Consider the following 13,057-nt stretch of genomic DNA (forward strand, 5'->3'; position numbering starts at 1 on the left):
GCCTTGCCGACCGCACGTCAGGGCTCGGACCGGATCTGGCTGATGGGGGAATCGTGCGCACTCGCGTGTCCGGACTGGGCCTCGGTCCGAGCCGAGGGGACTACGCCGTCATGACCCCGCTCGTGGGCACCCTGTTCCAGATACACCGGGGATTCATGCTGATCTTCTGGGTCGTCATGGTCGGTTTAACGGTGTTCACCCCCGACCAGGTCGACGGGAACTTAGCCTGGACGACGGCGGTGGTGATCGCGGTCTACGCCGTGACGTTCGGATGGCGTCTGCTGAGCGCCCGGCTCGGCATGAACCGGTGCTACCTCCTGGCGGAGGGGGTGGCCGTGACCAACCGCTTCGGCCGGGTGACCGATTCCGTGGCCTGGAGCGACGTGACCGGTATAGAGCAGACAACGGTCGTGGAACTCTACATGGGAGCGCACCGCATGGAGATCCACCGGAACCAGACCGCCAAACCCCTCGTGTGCGTGGCACCGGGCGTCAAATCGAAACTGGTGGAAGCGCTGCTCGCCGAGGGCCGCCGCGCAGGAGCCCTGCAGTGAGGGGCATCGGGGTCCCGGGCCGTGGCCACTTGCTGTGGCGAGCGTGGATACATCTCCCTCGCGACCGTCGCCCTCGCAGCCCTCATGATCTGGCTCCGTACATGATCCGGGAAGCAGCGCCTGGAGCCGGCGGCCTGCGGCTGCCTTGAGCAGTCGACGGATGCGCAAGCTGCCGTAGACGCGGCGTACGGCGGGCGGCGGTTCCGACGTAAATGAAATGACCGCGCGGACGTCGCTACGGGCCTGCTAGCGTCAGCCGTATGAAGCGCGCTGCTATGACGACGACGCCGGAGAGTGTCCCGGCGCGCTGACAGATGTCTGAGTCGAAGCCCCGGGGCGAGTGCCCCGGGGCTTCGTCTTGCGGTCACTCGCCCGATATCCGCGAGGAGACCGCCATGCATGACCACCGCAAGCTCGGCCGTGAACTGGGCCTGTTCGACACCGACCCGCTGATCGGCGCGGGCCTGCCGTACTGGCTGCCCGACGGCGCGACCGTACGGCACACCCTGGAGGAGTACATCCGCGCCGCCGAGCGGCGTGCCGGGTACCGGCACGTGTACTCGCCGGTCCTCGGCAAGCGGGAGCTGTACGAGATCTCCGGGCATTGGGCGCACTACAGCGACGACATGTTCTCGCCGATGGACCTCGGCGGTGAGCAGGTCGTCCTGAGGCCGAGCCTGTGCCCTCATCACGCGGTGATCTACCGCTCCCGCTCCCACAGCTACCGCGAACTGCCCCTGCGCATGGCCGAGCTGGGAGGCATGTACCGCTCCGAACTCTCCGGCGTGCTCGGCGGGCTGACCCGGGTACGGGCCATCCAGCTCAACGACGCGCACATCTTCTGCACCCTCGACCAGGTCGCCGAGGAGGCGCGGGCGGCGCTGGAGATGATTCGCCGGGCCTATGAGGCGCTCGGTATCACCCCGGCCCGCTACCGGCTCTCCCTGCCGGGCTCCGGTGGCAAGTACGTAGCCGCTCCCGAGAAGTGGCGACGGTCCACCGCGCTGCTGACCGATGTCCTCGACCGCTCGGGCCTGCCCTACGAGGCGGCCGAGGGCGAGGCCGCGTTCTACGGCCCGAAGATCGACGTCCAGGTCGCCGACGGTGCCGGCCGGGAGTCCACCCTCTCCACCGTCCAGGTCGACTTTCACCAGCCCGAGCAGTTCGACCTGCACTACATCGGTGCGGACGGCGCCAAACACCGGCCGGTCATGGTGCACCGCAGCATCATCGGCAGTGTGGAGCGAGCCGTCGCCCATCTCATCGAAGAGCACGGCGGTGCCTTCCCCGCCTGGCTCGCCCCCACTCAACTGGTGATCCTGCCGATCTCCGACACCGAACTGCCGAACGCCGCGGCCCTCGCCCGGCGATGCACCGACCTCGGACTGCGTGCCGACATCGCGGGACCGGACCGCGGCACCCTGGGCGCCCGTATCCGGGAGGCCCGCCTGGTTCCCTATCAGGCCGTCATCGGCGCCAAGGAGGCCGCTGACGATCACGTGGCCCTGCGTCTGCGAGACGGACGCCGACTCGACCCGCAGCCGATCAGCGACGCACTCACCCGTATCGGCGCGCTCATCGATGCCCACAGCAACGCCTTGTGGGCCGACACCGCCGCATAGCAGGCGGTGAGATCGGCTACTGCTGTCGCCGCTCGGGCCGGTGACCCGGGAGGCTTGGTGGGAAGGGGAGAGGCCGTGAGCCGGACGGGTTTCACCGGCCGGTGGTGTCAGGCGCGTTCGGCTTCGTTCGGCTCCTCGGCGGCTCCCGTCCCGGTGCGGCGGCGGCCCAGCAGGGCGCTGCCCGCGATCACCAGGCCGATGGCGATGATCTTGGCGGCGTGGTAGTAGCCGACCGCCATGTCCTGTGGGGTGCCGGGCAGCCGGAGGAAGACCCATGCCGCCGCGAGGCCGCCGAAGGCGATCAGGGCGACGGCGCCCCACGTCCCCAGATCCTCCCACCAGGGCCCCGGGCCGTACTCCCGCGCGTCGGACTGCTCGTCGTGCTTGTCGGTCACGGTCTGTGCTCCTGTGCGTCTGGTGGCGATCATGAGCGAAGACGCCGGGGCGGAGCGGGCGGTTCACCGGAGACCGTGCATTTCCGGCGGGCAGCAGGGGCAGTTCGCCCTCGGTACGGATTCACTCCGGCAGCCGTACGAGTCCGGGCCGGGCCGGGGGCCGGGCCCCGGCCCCGTGTATTCAGGTGTTGCCGGCAGGCGGGTCAGAAGCCGGGGGCGATCAGCAGGGCGGTGGCCAGGGCGCCGACAGCGATTACGGACCCTGCCGCCGCCAGGACAAAAGCCTGGGCTTGCACCGCTGTCTTGTCCTCACCGTCGTTCGGGGTGCGGCCCAGGTCCCACACCGCCTGAATCTGCATGGACGCACCGACAATCACGCCGATCAACACAATGACATCGACCATTCTGCTCCCATTTCTCCCCTCCCCGTCCTTCCCTGAACAGGCAGCGCACCTGCATGCCTGCGCGGAAACGCCGCGATTGGCGCACACCGGCATTGATCAGACGGCCCATTGGGATGGGGGCTGCTCCAGCGCGTGGCGCGGCGGCTCTTCGGCCTGTGATGTCGGGCGGACCGTGAACACGTCGGGGTGTCCCCGGCCCCGGGACGGCCGTGCCGGCAGCGTGACGGTCTCGGCGACACGCCTCTTGCGGCGGTGCCGCGAGGCGCCTCGGCAACTTCCACTGCGAGGTGTCCTGTTGCCGCCTGGCCGGGTGGCGTCCACGGGCCGGACGCCACCCGCAAGGATGAGGGTCAGCGGCGGAAGGCGTTCTTGGCCTTGTCGGCGGACTGCTTCAGATTTCCCGCCACCCGGTCCGTCTTGCCTTCGCGCTCCATACGCTTGTTGCGGGTGCCGCGACCCATGCGCTCAGTGATCCGGCCCTTGAGCGTCTGCACTTTGTTGCCAAACGTGCGTCCAGTACTCACGGCTGTCCTCTGTTCGACTTTGATGGATGGGATGCCGGTCATCCGTGACTGCGGCTGGACCGGCCTCGGCCGCTGCCGCGATCCAGGTCGCCGCCGGTGCCGCGGTCGCCCGTGACGAAGGCAACGAGACATGGATCGCGGAGAGGTTCCTGATGTCCGCGGGGTCCGGGCGGAGCGGGAAGGCGGGGTGTCGTGACCGAACGGTCCGGAGTGACACGGCCCTACGCCGCGCCGCCAGCCAACGCCTGCTCATTGCTCCTGTCAACAGCGGTTGAACGGCGTGGTGTTGGCGGCGGGGCGTGGGGCCGCTGTGGCGACGAAGTGGGGTGCTGCGGCAGGGTCGGCGGCCCGACACGGGTTCCTGCCCGACGACCGGGCCGCCGCCGGGGCGTACTCCCGCTCAGTCGCGTACGAAGTGGAAGATGCCCCAGGTCAGGTGCCCTCGGCGGCCTCCGTCGATCCAGTGGCCGAGCCCCGTCTTCATCTGGTCCAGATAGTCGTGGCTGATCTGCCGGGCCAGACCGTGCGCCTCCTGACGTGCTGTTTCCTCAAGGACACGTGTGTAATGCGTGGTCAGCTGGTCGCCGTGCTCTTCGAAGCCCCTGTCCGTGCCGGTGGCCGGGGCGAATCCGAGCCGGGACAACTGGTGCCGGTAGAAGCCGGGGGAGGCCAGGTCGTCCAGGTGGATACGGTCCAGGATGGGCTGGAGTACGCCCGCCGGGCAGTCGTCCGCGGCCATCGGGTCGGTGAAGATCAGCTGGCCGCCGGGCCGGAGCACACGGGCGATCTCTTCCAGGACCCGCACGCGGTTTCCGCTGTGCAGGAAGGCGTCCTGGGACCAGACGACGTCGACCTGCCCGTCGCCGTAGGGGATGTCCTCGAAAGAGCCGTCCACGACGTCGATCCGGTCGGTCAGGCCGCGCCCCGCGTTGAGCTCCTTGTGCCGCTGGTTCTCCACCTCGCTCAGGTTGAGGGCGATCACCCGGCAGCCGTGGCCCGCCGCCAGCTGGCGGGCCGAGCCGCCGAAGCCCGAGCCGAGGTCGAGGACGACGGACTCCCCGGTCAGGGACAGCTTGTCCGCCATCCGCCGGACGGTGCGGCGGCTGGCGTCCGCGATCGGCTCGCCCGGGTTTTCGTAGAGGCCGATGTGGATGTCCTCGCCGCCCCACACCTCGGCGTAGAAGGTGTCCGCGTCGGGCGAGTTGTAGTAGCTGCGGGCGGTGCTGGTCGCGCCGGTGTAGCGGCGTTCCTGCTCGCCTTCCGCCCGGTACTCCTTCTCGGCCACGTGCACGAAGAAGTCCGGCTTCTCGCCGCGGTAGGTGTGCTGGAAGTCCCCGTACGTCTCCACCCGCTGGAAGCCCACGTCGGTCATGAGTTTCCTGGTGTACTGCTTGCGCAGCGGGAACATGTTGAGGTGGTACACGGAGTCGTCCGGGAAGCGGTACCGCATGCGGCACAGCCCCTCGTCGACGTAGTCGGGCTCTACGGCGACGTCCTCGCCGCAGTAGTAGTACTTGTGCTTGCTGGTGTAGCCGTCGTCCAGGATGGCGTCGTAGTTGCGCTGGTCGAGGACCAGGATGCCGTCGTGCTTGAGCATCGCGTAGAACTCGGCGAGTGCCTTGCGGCGGTCGCGCTCGGAGAACAGGTGCGTGAAGGAGTTGCCCAGGCAGACGATGGCGTCGTATTCGCCGTGCACATCGCGGTTGAGCCAGCGCCAGTCGGCCTGGACGACCCGCATGATGTGGCCGCCTTTCTGCATGCCGTTGGCGAAGGCCCTGGACAGCATCTCGGCGCTGCCGTCGGCGCTGACGGTCTCGAATCCGGCGGCGAGCAGGCGCACCGAGTGGAATCCGGTGCCCGTCGCGACGTCGAGGACGCTACGGACACCGCGTTTGCGCAGCAGGTCGATGAAGAACGTCCCCTCGCTCTCCGCCCGTTTCTCCCAATCTATGAGTGAGTCCCACTTCTCGACGAAGCTGGGTACGTATTCCTCCGTGTAGTGCCCGGTTTCACGTACATCGACAGGGTTGTCGCCGAACTCTTGGGCCGGTTGCACCATGATGGAGAACCCTTCAGCCGGAGCGATCGTGCTCTTGCGTCAGTCGTGTTCGGCAGCCACCGGTGTCCGCCTGCGTAGGTCAGCGGCGGCTGTGGGTGAGGTGGTGCGGTGGTGTCGTGGTGAGCACATCGCTATCCACCCTCGGGGGCTTCATTCCTTTAACTGTCGTATACATGGCAAAGACCTCTCCCGCGATCTGGTTCTCCGGGTGATCGCCGATGCGCCGGGGGAGGCGGCCGCCGCCGGATCGTTCGGCACAGCGGCGGCCGCACCGGCGCGTGGGAATGGCTCCCCCTTTTCCCTCGCGCCGGGGTCCTCACGAGCCCGGGGGCGCGGGAGTTGCCCCGGGCCGGGTCGTGAGGACGTGGGGCCGGGGCTGCGTCGCGGTGGAGCGTAATCCCGGCCGTCTGGGGTCTTGCCTCAGTAACGCCCGGGGTCTGGGGGCAGGGTAAGCGTGCCCGCCCGTCGAGACGATAAGCCGACCTGGCCGAGCGACTTCGGCCCTACTCCAGTACGCCGAAGTCGGTATACCGGACGGGCGGGAGCGGACCCGGCCGGGTCCGGGACGATGTCGTTGCGGACCTGACGGCGCTTCAGTCCCGCGGGGCTACCCGTGCTTGAGCCCGCACGGTGGTCTCACAGAGACGTTCCAGCTCGGGTGACAGGTGCAGCCGCAATTCGCCGCCGCGCCTGCGGGCCCGGTCGTCCATGGTCACAAGCAGCGCGGTAGTGGCGAGGCTCATCGAGGTCACAGCGATGAGATCCACATGGATGACCCGGCCGGGGTAGCTGGACAGGAGCTCGGCCAGACACCGCTCCAGGGCCCCGTCGGCGAACGTGCCCAGGGAGCCGGCCAGTCGCACCCCCAGCGGGCGGGAGGTGCGGCAGAGCCCTGGCCGGGCCGGCGAAGACAGCGACACTGCGAACGCTCCGGGGTCTGGGGAGCCGATGGCCGAGTACTGCTGCCATCCTCCTCCCCGCCGGCCGGGGCAAGGAACCCTCGTGCGCCGGGGGTTGCCCGGCGGCTTGGGGCGCTCAGCGGCGATTCTCACGCCGGGGTGCGTTGCAGCGCCTCCGCCAGCGTGCGCACCACCCGAAAGGGCCCGGCGAGCCGCAGGACACGCACGGTGAGGGAGTGCGGGCAGACCACTTGCAGGTGCCCGCCACGGGCCTGGACGCGGCGGCGGGCACCGCACAGCAGATTCAGGCCCGAGGAGCCGAAGAACGTGGCGGGAGACAGATCGATCACGACGGACTCGCCGGGATGGGTGCCCACCGCATCCAGCTCTGCGGCGATCTCGTCGACGACCGTCAGATCGATCTCTCCGGTCAGTTCGACAACCGTGTGACCGTGCGTTCGATAGACGCGGGCAGGGCGGGAGAGGACGGGAACATGGTGCTGCGACATGGCGGCATCACCTCGGTGGGGCGGCTGCCTCGGATACCGGCAGGCAGGTCACGGACAAGGACGCGAGCGGCCCAACCGGGGTCTGGGGAAACGCCGTTGCTGTGAACCTAGGTGCGCAGGAGGCCGCAAGAACGACGCCCTTGGCCCCAGTTCACTCAAAGGGGTGAAAGCGTCGAGTTCTGCTTGCCAGGGTCCGCGCCCCGAAGTGCGCGATCCGCGCAAGGGCCTCACTCCCGCGGCAGGAGTGAGCCCAGTGGCCCGAGGTCCAGGTTCAGGTCTTCCGGGCGTACGCCGTGCTGGTCGCAGAGTTCCTGCATGCGCTGGTCGAGCAGCATGAGGGTGGTGCCGATCTCCTCGACCTGCGCGTCGCTCAGCCCGCCCTGTTCGACCCGGCGGATGGCCTGCCGCTCCATCAGCTGCCGCAGCAGCTCGACCACGGTCAGAACAAGGGCCACCAGGTCGCGCCCCATTTTCTCGGAGTCCAGGTCGACGCGTGATTCCGTCACAGCGGCCCCCCGTCGGACCAGGGCGCCGGCACCCGCTCGTTGACCGAGGACAGCAGGGCGTGCAGCGACAGTCGTACGAGGGGCACGTCGGCGATGGCGATGACGAGGTCGCCGCTGACCACCACGCCGGTGGCAAGGACCCGGTCAAGCAGATCGACGAGCGGCACGCCGATGGGACCGGACAGCGGCTCCGGGCTGTCCCAGGGCACTACCTCCCTTTCCACCCCCTACACCTCGCCGACGAAGGAGTAGGGGACCCACGGGCCGGACAGCTCGATCTGCGCGTCCGTGCGCTCGCGCAGCGTCCGTGTCATCCGCATGAGTTCGTCCACCCGCTCCTCGGCGACCAGGTAGGTGGCGTTGAGTACGTGCACGCGGTGGTCGCCCGTCAGGCTCGCGTCGTGGGTTCGCAGCCGGCGCGATGCCGCGGCGAGCTGCCGGAATTCGGCGTCCACGGACTCCGCGACGCTCAATGCTTCTTGACGGCGCCGCTCCCGGCCCTGGTGGACGCTGCGTTTGCGGTTCAGGTAGGCCAGCCCGGCGCCGGGAGCCGGGGCCTGGCGCGGTCCCGCACCGACGGCGACCGGACGCGCGGGTGTCGCGCCCGGTGCTTGCGGCGGCTTTTGGCGTCCATACACCTTCACACCCCACTCGGCGTGATGCGCGATGCGCTTGAGCGCGCCGTGGAAGCGTTCCGCCTCGTCGTCCAGGACCCGGCGGGCCCGCTCGTCGTCGTGGTACAGCGTGGCGAGGGGCAGCGGGACCGCCGGGCCCCGGGCTGCCGCGGCGGACACCACTTCGTGGTGAGCGCGTGCGTACCGCTCGATCTCCTGCCGGTCGGACAGCCGCTGCTGCCAGACCTCGTCGGTGAAGTCGGCGGTCGGCACACTCTGGACCACGGCCGTCAGAGTGGCCGAGGACAGCAAGCGCAGCGGCGCACCACCGGGCATACCCGGCAGAGCGGTGAGATCGGCCGTGTTCATGGCACGGGTGTCGCGGCATACGGCGAACACGTAGGTGGCGGTCTGCGCGACGGGATCCTGTGCTCGGGGGCCGGGGTGCGTCATGGCTGCTGGTCCTCCGCCTGCTTGCTCGTCTTCGTCTTCCTGGTCTTCCCCGTGTCCGCTTGTCGGGCCGCGGGCGCGTCTACGGATGCCTCGAGCGCCTCCAGGCGTTCACGCAGCTCACGGTTCTCGTCCTGGAGCGCATCGCGCGAGGCCCGTGAGCTCAGCGCCGGGTCGGTCTCCCACCAGTCGATGCCCGCCTTCTTCGCGGTGTCGACGGACGCGACGAACAGACGCAGACGAATGGTGAGCAGTTCGATGTCGAGGAGGTCGATCTTGATGTCCCCGGCGATGACGATGCCCTTGTCCAGCACCCGTTCGAGGATGTCGGCCAGGTTGGTGCCGGCCGGACCGGGCACCGGCTGCCCGCCCGCCCTGAAGTCGAGGTCCGTCACCGTGCGGCCCCCCGGCGGCCCCTACGACTCGAACGCCGGGGCGGGGGAGGCTCCTCCTCTTCGTCCTCCTCGTCGTCCTCGCCGTCCTCATCGTCTTCGTCTTCGTCCTCGAACTCGGCCTCGGGGTCCTCGCCGTCCCCGGCCTCTTCGCCGTCCTCCGCGTCCCACTCGTCCTCAAGCTCGTCGTCCTGGTCCCCGGCGTTCTCCTCCTCCTCTTGTTCCTCCCGTTCGACGGCGTCCTCGTGGGAGAGGACCACCTCGCCGTCACGGATTTCCCCGCGCCAGCCCTCGGGCTCCTCTTCGGTGAGCGTGACGTAACGCTGGAAGTGCTTGAAGTCCAGCCGCACGCGACGGCCCTGGGCGCGCCAGAGATTGCCGGTCTTCTCGAAGAACCCGGAGGGGTAGTACTCCATGACCAGGACGACCCGTGTCAGGTTCGGCGCCAGTTCGTGAAAGCTGACGGCGCCGCGCGTGGTGCCCTTGGCGCCCTCCGAGGTCCACACGATCCGGTCGTCGGGCACCTGCTCCTGCACGGTGGCCTTGAAGCTGCGGGACGAGGGACCGACCTTGACCTTCCAGTCGCTCTCGGTCTCATCACTGGTGGAGACGTCGTTGACACCCTTGGCGAAGCTGCTGAACTGGTCGTACTGCGTCCAGGCGTTGTAGGCGGTGCGCAACGGCACGCCCACGTCGAGCACCTCGACGATGTTCATGAGCTTGCCGCCGCCGGATTTGCTCTTGCCCCCTCCGCCGCCCCCGAATGCTTCCTTCGCCTTGTCCACGACGGCGTCCTTGGCCCCTTTGGCCTTCTCCGACACGAATGCCTTCACCGGAGATTCCCCTTGGAGCACGCGCGAACCGACGGCGGGCAGCGAGCCGCCGTTCTCGGCCGCGTCGCTCAACTTCCCGGTCAGGTCGGTGAGTTTGCCGCCTGCCCTCTCGGCCCAGTCCTGGACCTGGGCACTGGCGAACTTGGACAGCTCATCCTTCAGCCGGCCGACCCCCGACTCCTCGGGAGCCGCGGACTCGTCCCTGTCGTTCTTTGCCATGAGTGGCTACCTCCGCCGATCGGCGCGCTTGGGTGCTGCCCGCTTCGCTGATGCCGTCTTCTTGGCGGCGGACTTCTTCGCCGCCGACTTCTTCGCGGGGGCCGCCTTCTTCCCGGCGGTCTTCTTGGCCGCCGACTTCTTGGCCGGGGCGGTCTTCTTCGCCGGGGCGGCCTTCTTGGCTGAGGCCTGCTTCTTCGAGGGAGCTGCCTTCTTGGCCGGCGCCGTCTTCTTCGATGCGGCTTTCTTCGCGGGAGCGGACCTCTTCGAGGCGCTCTTCTTCGATGCGGCCTTCTTCGGCGGAGCCGGCTTGCGGCCCGATGACGACTTCTTCGCCGGGGGCGCCGTCTTCTTCGCGGAGGGGGACTTGCCAGGTGCTCGGGCCCTCTTGGCGGCAGGCGCGGAGGCCCTCTTGCGCCGGGTGCGCGGAGCAGGCGGCTGCTCTTCAGGCTCCTCGTCCTCCTCGTAGTCCCCTTCGTCCTCGTCCCCCTCGTAGTCCTCGTCCCCCTCGTCCTCGTCGTAGCCGCCGGCCCCGTCAGTCGGCTCGTCGTCGGGGTCTTCGTATGCGTCTTCGTCGTCGTCCTCGTCGTCCTCGTAGTCTTCTGAGTCCTCGTACTCGTCCTCGGGTTCTTCCTCCTCTTCCTCCGCCGCCTCCGAGAGCCGGGCCGTACGCTCACCCAGCGCGTCCGCCAGCGTGTGCATGCCTCTGTCGGCGGCGGCCGTCAGGGCCTGGCGACCGGCTCCGAGCACCTCGCCCCGGAGCTGTTCCTGCAACTCCGCGAACTGGGGGACCTCACCCAGCTTGCGCATGCCCTCGGCTGCCAGCTGCCGGGGTTCGAGCGGGAACCTGCGTCCTGCCAGATAGGTGGCGACGGTCAGAGCGAGCCGGCCCTTCTTCGTCCGCCCCAGTACATATCCGCCCACCACGGCCGTGGCGAGCGCGACTTTGCTCCGGTCATCCATGCCTGTCACCTTCTGTTTGTCGGCGTCGGGCCGGTCTGCGCGGCATACAGCCGGTCGAGCAGCCGCTCCTCTTCCACCTCGAACTCGGCCAGGGAGATGTGTCCTTCGTCGAGGTCCTCATTGAGTGCGGCGAGTTGGGCGCGGATCACGCCCGGGTCATAGAGCTCGCGCTCGGCGGCGTCCTGAAGCCGTTCGGCGACCCACATCACGCCGCGCGCGGGCGCCAGCGGGAGGAGCAGCAACCCGGAGATCAGTCCCATGCTCACGCTCCACCGGCAGCGACCGGAGGGGTCGCAGGAGCCGCAGGATTCGCGGAGGCACCGACGAAGCTGTAGCAGGGCAGGGGCCCGGCGAGACGCAGCTCGACATGCTCCCGGTGTGCGGCGGCGAAACGTTCGGTGGTGGTGCGGAAGCGGTCGGCGTCCGACCGGCCGACGAGGAAGGACACGTTGAGCGCGCAGCCCTGGACGTCCGGCCCCGCAGCTGTCGCGCGTGCCATCGACGCGAGGTCGCGAAGGATCTTCCGCCCGGCCTCGGCAGCCCGGCGGGACAGGGCAGAGGCGACGGCCTGTCCCAGACGTACGTCGGCCTCGTAGCCGGGACGCCGGCGTGCCTCGTCGCGCAGCCGGCGCACGGTGGAGTCGCCGGCCACCAGCGAGGCCAGGGAATCCCGGGCGGGCAGGGCCTTTACGTTGATCTCGACATGCCCCGCGAGTCGGTCCAGCGTGGCCAGGTGACTCGCCTCCGCGGCGGCCAGCTGGGCACGCAGCGCCTCCTCGTCCGGTGCCACCGCGCCGAAGCGCATGGGCAGGACCGGCCCGGCCTCCGCGAGCCCCGTCAGAAGGTTCTGGTGGGCCAGCAGATCACGGCGCCGGGCGCGCAGCTGTGCGGGGGCGGCGCTGACGACCGTGGCCACCGAGTCCGTCCCGACCGTGCGCAGTGCGGCGGGCGGGCTGCCCACCCCCGCGGCCCCCGGCGGCAGCGGGGTCCGGGCCCGCACGATCCCGTAGACGTACAGTCCGTCGGGCGACACGATCAGGCCTCCGCTCTGCGGCGGCGGGGCGCGCCGCTACTGCTCTTGCGGGCGGGCGCACGACGCTTCCGGGGACGCTCGTACTGCTCCTCCGCCTCGTCCTCGTCATGCTCGTCGGAGCCGTCGGCGCCGACGACCTTGCGCACGGTGTCGCCGACGCTCTCCGCGGCGTCACGCACCTTGCGCTTGCCGATCTTCTTGGCGGCCCCGCCGCCGATCAGTTCGGGCACGGTGGTGCTGCCGGAGTCCCGTTCGAGGTCGAGGCGGTTGCACGCCTCGGCGAAGCGCAGGTACGTGTCCACGCTTGCCACGACTATGCGGGCGTCGATCTTGAGGATCTCGATGCCGACCAGGGAGACCCGCACGAATACGTCGATCACCATGCCCCGGTCGAGGATGAGTTCCAGCACGTCGTAGAGCGTGCCGGCGCGGGGAGGGCACGGAGCGATCTCGTCGGCGTAGGTCGTGGTCGTCATGGGGGCCTTCCAGTGGTCGGACGAAACTGGGTCACTCGTCAACTGGGTCACTCGTCAGCGGCACCGCGCCGGTATCGGCGAAGCCGGCGGTATTCCAGGAGTTCGCAGGACCGATCGAGCTGCACCTCGTAGGAGGCCAGCAGGCTCGTCGTGTCCGGGATGCGGGCCACTTCGAGGACATCCACGACGACGCACCAGCCGTCGTCGTCGGAGCGCCGCACCGCCGAGACGCCCTCGGTGCGGTGGCCGATCAGTCCTTCAAGGCTCTGGCAGGCGGCGCGGGCGGCGTACTCGGGCCCTTTGCGAGGCGCTGCTCTTCTCCGGGATGCCGTCGAGGAGCCCCCGGCCCGTGCATGTTGATCTGCCATGGTGACAAGTCTTGTCACTGTCGGGCGCGCCGCATCTTGGGAGAGCCAGGGTGGGGAACGGCACCGGCATCGGCCGGCGCGTGCCGCGTCGGGTCGGCCGGGGCCGGACTGCTGTGTGCGAGGTGTTCCGGGGTACTCCGAGGTACTCCGGGGACCGGCTGTGGCACGCGTCCCCGCCGGGGGCGCCGTTGCGCGCGACCCGCGGGAGGGCGGGACGCGGTCCCGCGGAAAGACGGCACG

The 13,057-nt window shown here is 69.4% G+C and carries 18 protein-coding genes; 2 read left to right on the top strand and 16 right to left on the bottom strand.

Annotation, left to right across the window (positions count from 1 at the left end; all coding sequences use genetic code 11):
* Window positions 1–110 precede the first annotated feature (110 nt).
* Both IE226_RS03690 and thrS read left to right on the top strand, forming a co-directional pair.
* Complete coding sequence (locus IE226_RS03690; RefSeq protein WP_229870385.1) at window positions 111–554, top strand: hypothetical protein; 444 nt, start codon at window positions 111–113, stop codon at window positions 552–554.
* A gap of 377 nt (window positions 555–931) precedes the next feature.
* Complete coding sequence (gene thrS / locus IE226_RS03695; protein ID WP_373306870.1) at window positions 932–2,176, top strand: threonine--tRNA ligase; 1,245 nt, start codon at window positions 932–934, stop codon at window positions 2,174–2,176.
* A gap of 107 nt (window positions 2,177–2,283) precedes the next feature.
* On the opposite strand, the gene IE226_RS03700 is transcribed toward thrS, so the two are convergent.
* The 16 genes from IE226_RS03700 to gvpO all read right to left on the bottom strand — a co-directional run bounded on the left by IE226_RS03700 (window position 2,284) and on the right by gvpO (window position 12,817).
* Window positions 2,284–2,571, bottom strand: coding sequence for a DUF350 domain-containing protein (locus IE226_RS03700; protein ID WP_190079450.1), 288 nt, complete (start codon window positions 2,569–2,571; stop codon window positions 2,284–2,286).
* Between the two features lie 203 nt (window positions 2,572–2,774).
* The gene (locus IE226_RS03705; RefSeq protein ID WP_190079451.1) at window positions 2,775–2,975 is read right to left on the bottom strand and encodes a hypothetical protein; all 201 of its coding nucleotides are present in this window, start codon (window positions 2,973–2,975) and stop codon (window positions 2,775–2,777) included.
* Window positions 2,976–3,325: 350 nt separating this feature from the next.
* Window positions 3,326–3,499, bottom strand: coding sequence for a CsbD family protein (locus tag IE226_RS03710; RefSeq protein WP_190079452.1), 174 nt, complete (start codon window positions 3,497–3,499; stop codon window positions 3,326–3,328).
* A 400-nt stretch (window positions 3,500–3,899) separates the two neighbouring features.
* Window positions 3,900–5,558 (bottom strand): glycine/sarcosine N-methyltransferase, encoded by a 1,659-nt coding sequence (locus IE226_RS03715; RefSeq protein WP_190079453.1) that lies wholly within the window; start codon window positions 5,556–5,558, stop codon window positions 3,900–3,902.
* 593 nt (window positions 5,559–6,151) lie between these two features.
* Window positions 6,152–6,478, bottom strand: a complete 327-nt coding sequence (locus tag IE226_RS03720) for an STAS domain-containing protein (RefSeq protein ID WP_190079454.1) — start codon at window positions 6,476–6,478, stop codon at window positions 6,152–6,154.
* Window positions 6,479–6,606: 128 nt separating this feature from the next.
* Complete coding sequence (locus tag IE226_RS03725; protein ID WP_190079455.1) at window positions 6,607–6,966, bottom strand: STAS domain-containing protein; 360 nt, start codon at window positions 6,964–6,966, stop codon at window positions 6,607–6,609.
* Between the two features lie 227 nt (window positions 6,967–7,193).
* Entirely contained in the window at window positions 7,194–7,472 is a 279-nt protein-coding gene (locus IE226_RS03730; protein ID WP_190079456.1) for a gas vesicle protein K, read from the bottom strand.
* Window positions 7,469–7,696 carry a gas vesicle protein gene (locus tag IE226_RS03735; RefSeq protein ID WP_190079457.1) on the bottom strand — a complete coding sequence of 76 codons (228 nt, stop codon included), beginning with the start codon at window positions 7,694–7,696 and terminating at the stop codon, window positions 7,469–7,471. The genes IE226_RS03730 and IE226_RS03735 overlap by 4 nt, the downstream gene beginning before the upstream one ends.
* Before the next feature lie 3 nt (window positions 7,697–7,699).
* Window positions 7,700–8,539 (bottom strand): GvpL/GvpF family gas vesicle protein, encoded by an 840-nt coding sequence (locus IE226_RS03740; RefSeq protein ID WP_190079458.1) that lies wholly within the window; start codon window positions 8,537–8,539, stop codon window positions 7,700–7,702.
* Complete coding sequence (locus tag IE226_RS03745; RefSeq protein WP_229870387.1) at window positions 8,536–8,931, bottom strand: gas vesicle protein; 396 nt, start codon at window positions 8,929–8,931, stop codon at window positions 8,536–8,538. The genes IE226_RS03740 and IE226_RS03745 overlap by 4 nt, the downstream gene beginning before the upstream one ends.
* Window positions 8,928–9,980 (bottom strand): SRPBCC family protein, encoded by a 1,053-nt coding sequence (locus tag IE226_RS03750; RefSeq protein ID WP_190079459.1) that lies wholly within the window; start codon window positions 9,978–9,980, stop codon window positions 8,928–8,930. The genes IE226_RS03745 and IE226_RS03750 overlap by 4 nt, the downstream gene beginning before the upstream one ends.
* A gap of 6 nt (window positions 9,981–9,986) precedes the next feature.
* Complete coding sequence (locus tag IE226_RS03755; protein ID WP_190079460.1) at window positions 9,987–10,940, bottom strand: histone protein; 954 nt, start codon at window positions 10,938–10,940, stop codon at window positions 9,987–9,989.
* A 5-nt stretch (window positions 10,941–10,945) separates the two neighbouring features.
* Window positions 10,946–11,200 (bottom strand): gas vesicle protein GvpG, encoded by a 255-nt coding sequence (locus IE226_RS03760; RefSeq protein WP_190079461.1) that lies wholly within the window; start codon window positions 11,198–11,200, stop codon window positions 10,946–10,948.
* A gap of 2 nt (window positions 11,201–11,202) precedes the next feature.
* Window positions 11,203–11,973, bottom strand: a complete 771-nt coding sequence (locus IE226_RS03765; protein ID WP_190079462.1) for a GvpL/GvpF family gas vesicle protein — start codon at window positions 11,971–11,973, stop codon at window positions 11,203–11,205.
* Between the two features lie 2 nt (window positions 11,974–11,975).
* Window positions 11,976–12,449, bottom strand: a complete 474-nt coding sequence (gvpJ, locus tag IE226_RS03770) for a gas vesicle protein GvpJ (protein WP_190079463.1) — start codon at window positions 12,447–12,449, stop codon at window positions 11,976–11,978.
* A 47-nt stretch (window positions 12,450–12,496) separates the two neighbouring features.
* The gene (gene gvpO / locus IE226_RS03775) at window positions 12,497–12,817 is read right to left on the bottom strand and encodes a gas vesicle protein GvpO (protein ID WP_190079464.1); all 321 of its coding nucleotides are present in this window, start codon (window positions 12,815–12,817) and stop codon (window positions 12,497–12,499) included.
* Window positions 12,818–13,057: the final 240 nt, after the last annotated feature.

The sequence above is a fragment of the Streptomyces longisporoflavus genome (assembly GCF_014649775.1).
GTDB classification, from domain to species: Bacteria; Actinomycetota; Actinomycetes; order Streptomycetales; family Streptomycetaceae; genus Streptomyces; species Streptomyces longisporoflavus.

Excerpts from the sequence above, each read along its gene's own strand:
- IE226_RS03740 (WP_190079458.1), bottom strand. The coding sequence starts at position 8,539 with ATGACGCACCCCGGCCCCCGAGCACAGGATCCCGTCGCGCAGACCGCC.
- IE226_RS03715 (WP_190079453.1), bottom strand. The coding sequence starts at position 5,558 with ATGGTGCAACCGGCCCAAGAGTTCGGCGACAACCCTGTCGATGTACGT.
- IE226_RS03705 (WP_190079451.1), bottom strand. The coding sequence starts at position 2,975 with ATGGTCGATGTCATTGTGTTGATCGGCGTGATTGTCGGTGCGTCCATG.
- IE226_RS03750 (WP_190079459.1), bottom strand. The coding sequence starts at position 9,980 with ATGGCAAAGAACGACAGGGACGAGTCCGCGGCTCCCGAGGAGTCGGGG.
- IE226_RS03725 (WP_190079455.1), bottom strand. The coding sequence starts at position 6,966 with ATGTCGCAGCACCATGTTCCCGTCCTCTCCCGCCCTGCCCGCGTCTAT.
- IE226_RS03755 (WP_190079460.1), bottom strand. The coding sequence starts at position 10,940 with ATGGATGACCGGAGCAAAGTCGCGCTCGCCACGGCCGTGGTGGGCGGA.
- gvpJ (WP_190079463.1), bottom strand. The coding sequence starts at position 12,449 with ATGACGACCACGACCTACGCCGACGAGATCGCTCCGTGCCCTCCCCGC.
- IE226_RS03760 (WP_190079461.1), bottom strand. The coding sequence starts at position 11,200 with ATGGGACTGATCTCCGGGTTGCTGCTCCTCCCGCTGGCGCCCGCGCGC.
- gvpO (WP_190079464.1), bottom strand. The coding sequence starts at position 12,817 with ATGGCAGATCAACATGCACGGGCCGGGGGCTCCTCGACGGCATCCCGG.
- IE226_RS03690 (WP_229870385.1), top strand. The coding sequence starts at position 111 with ATGACCCCGCTCGTGGGCACCCTGTTCCAGATACACCGGGGATTCATG.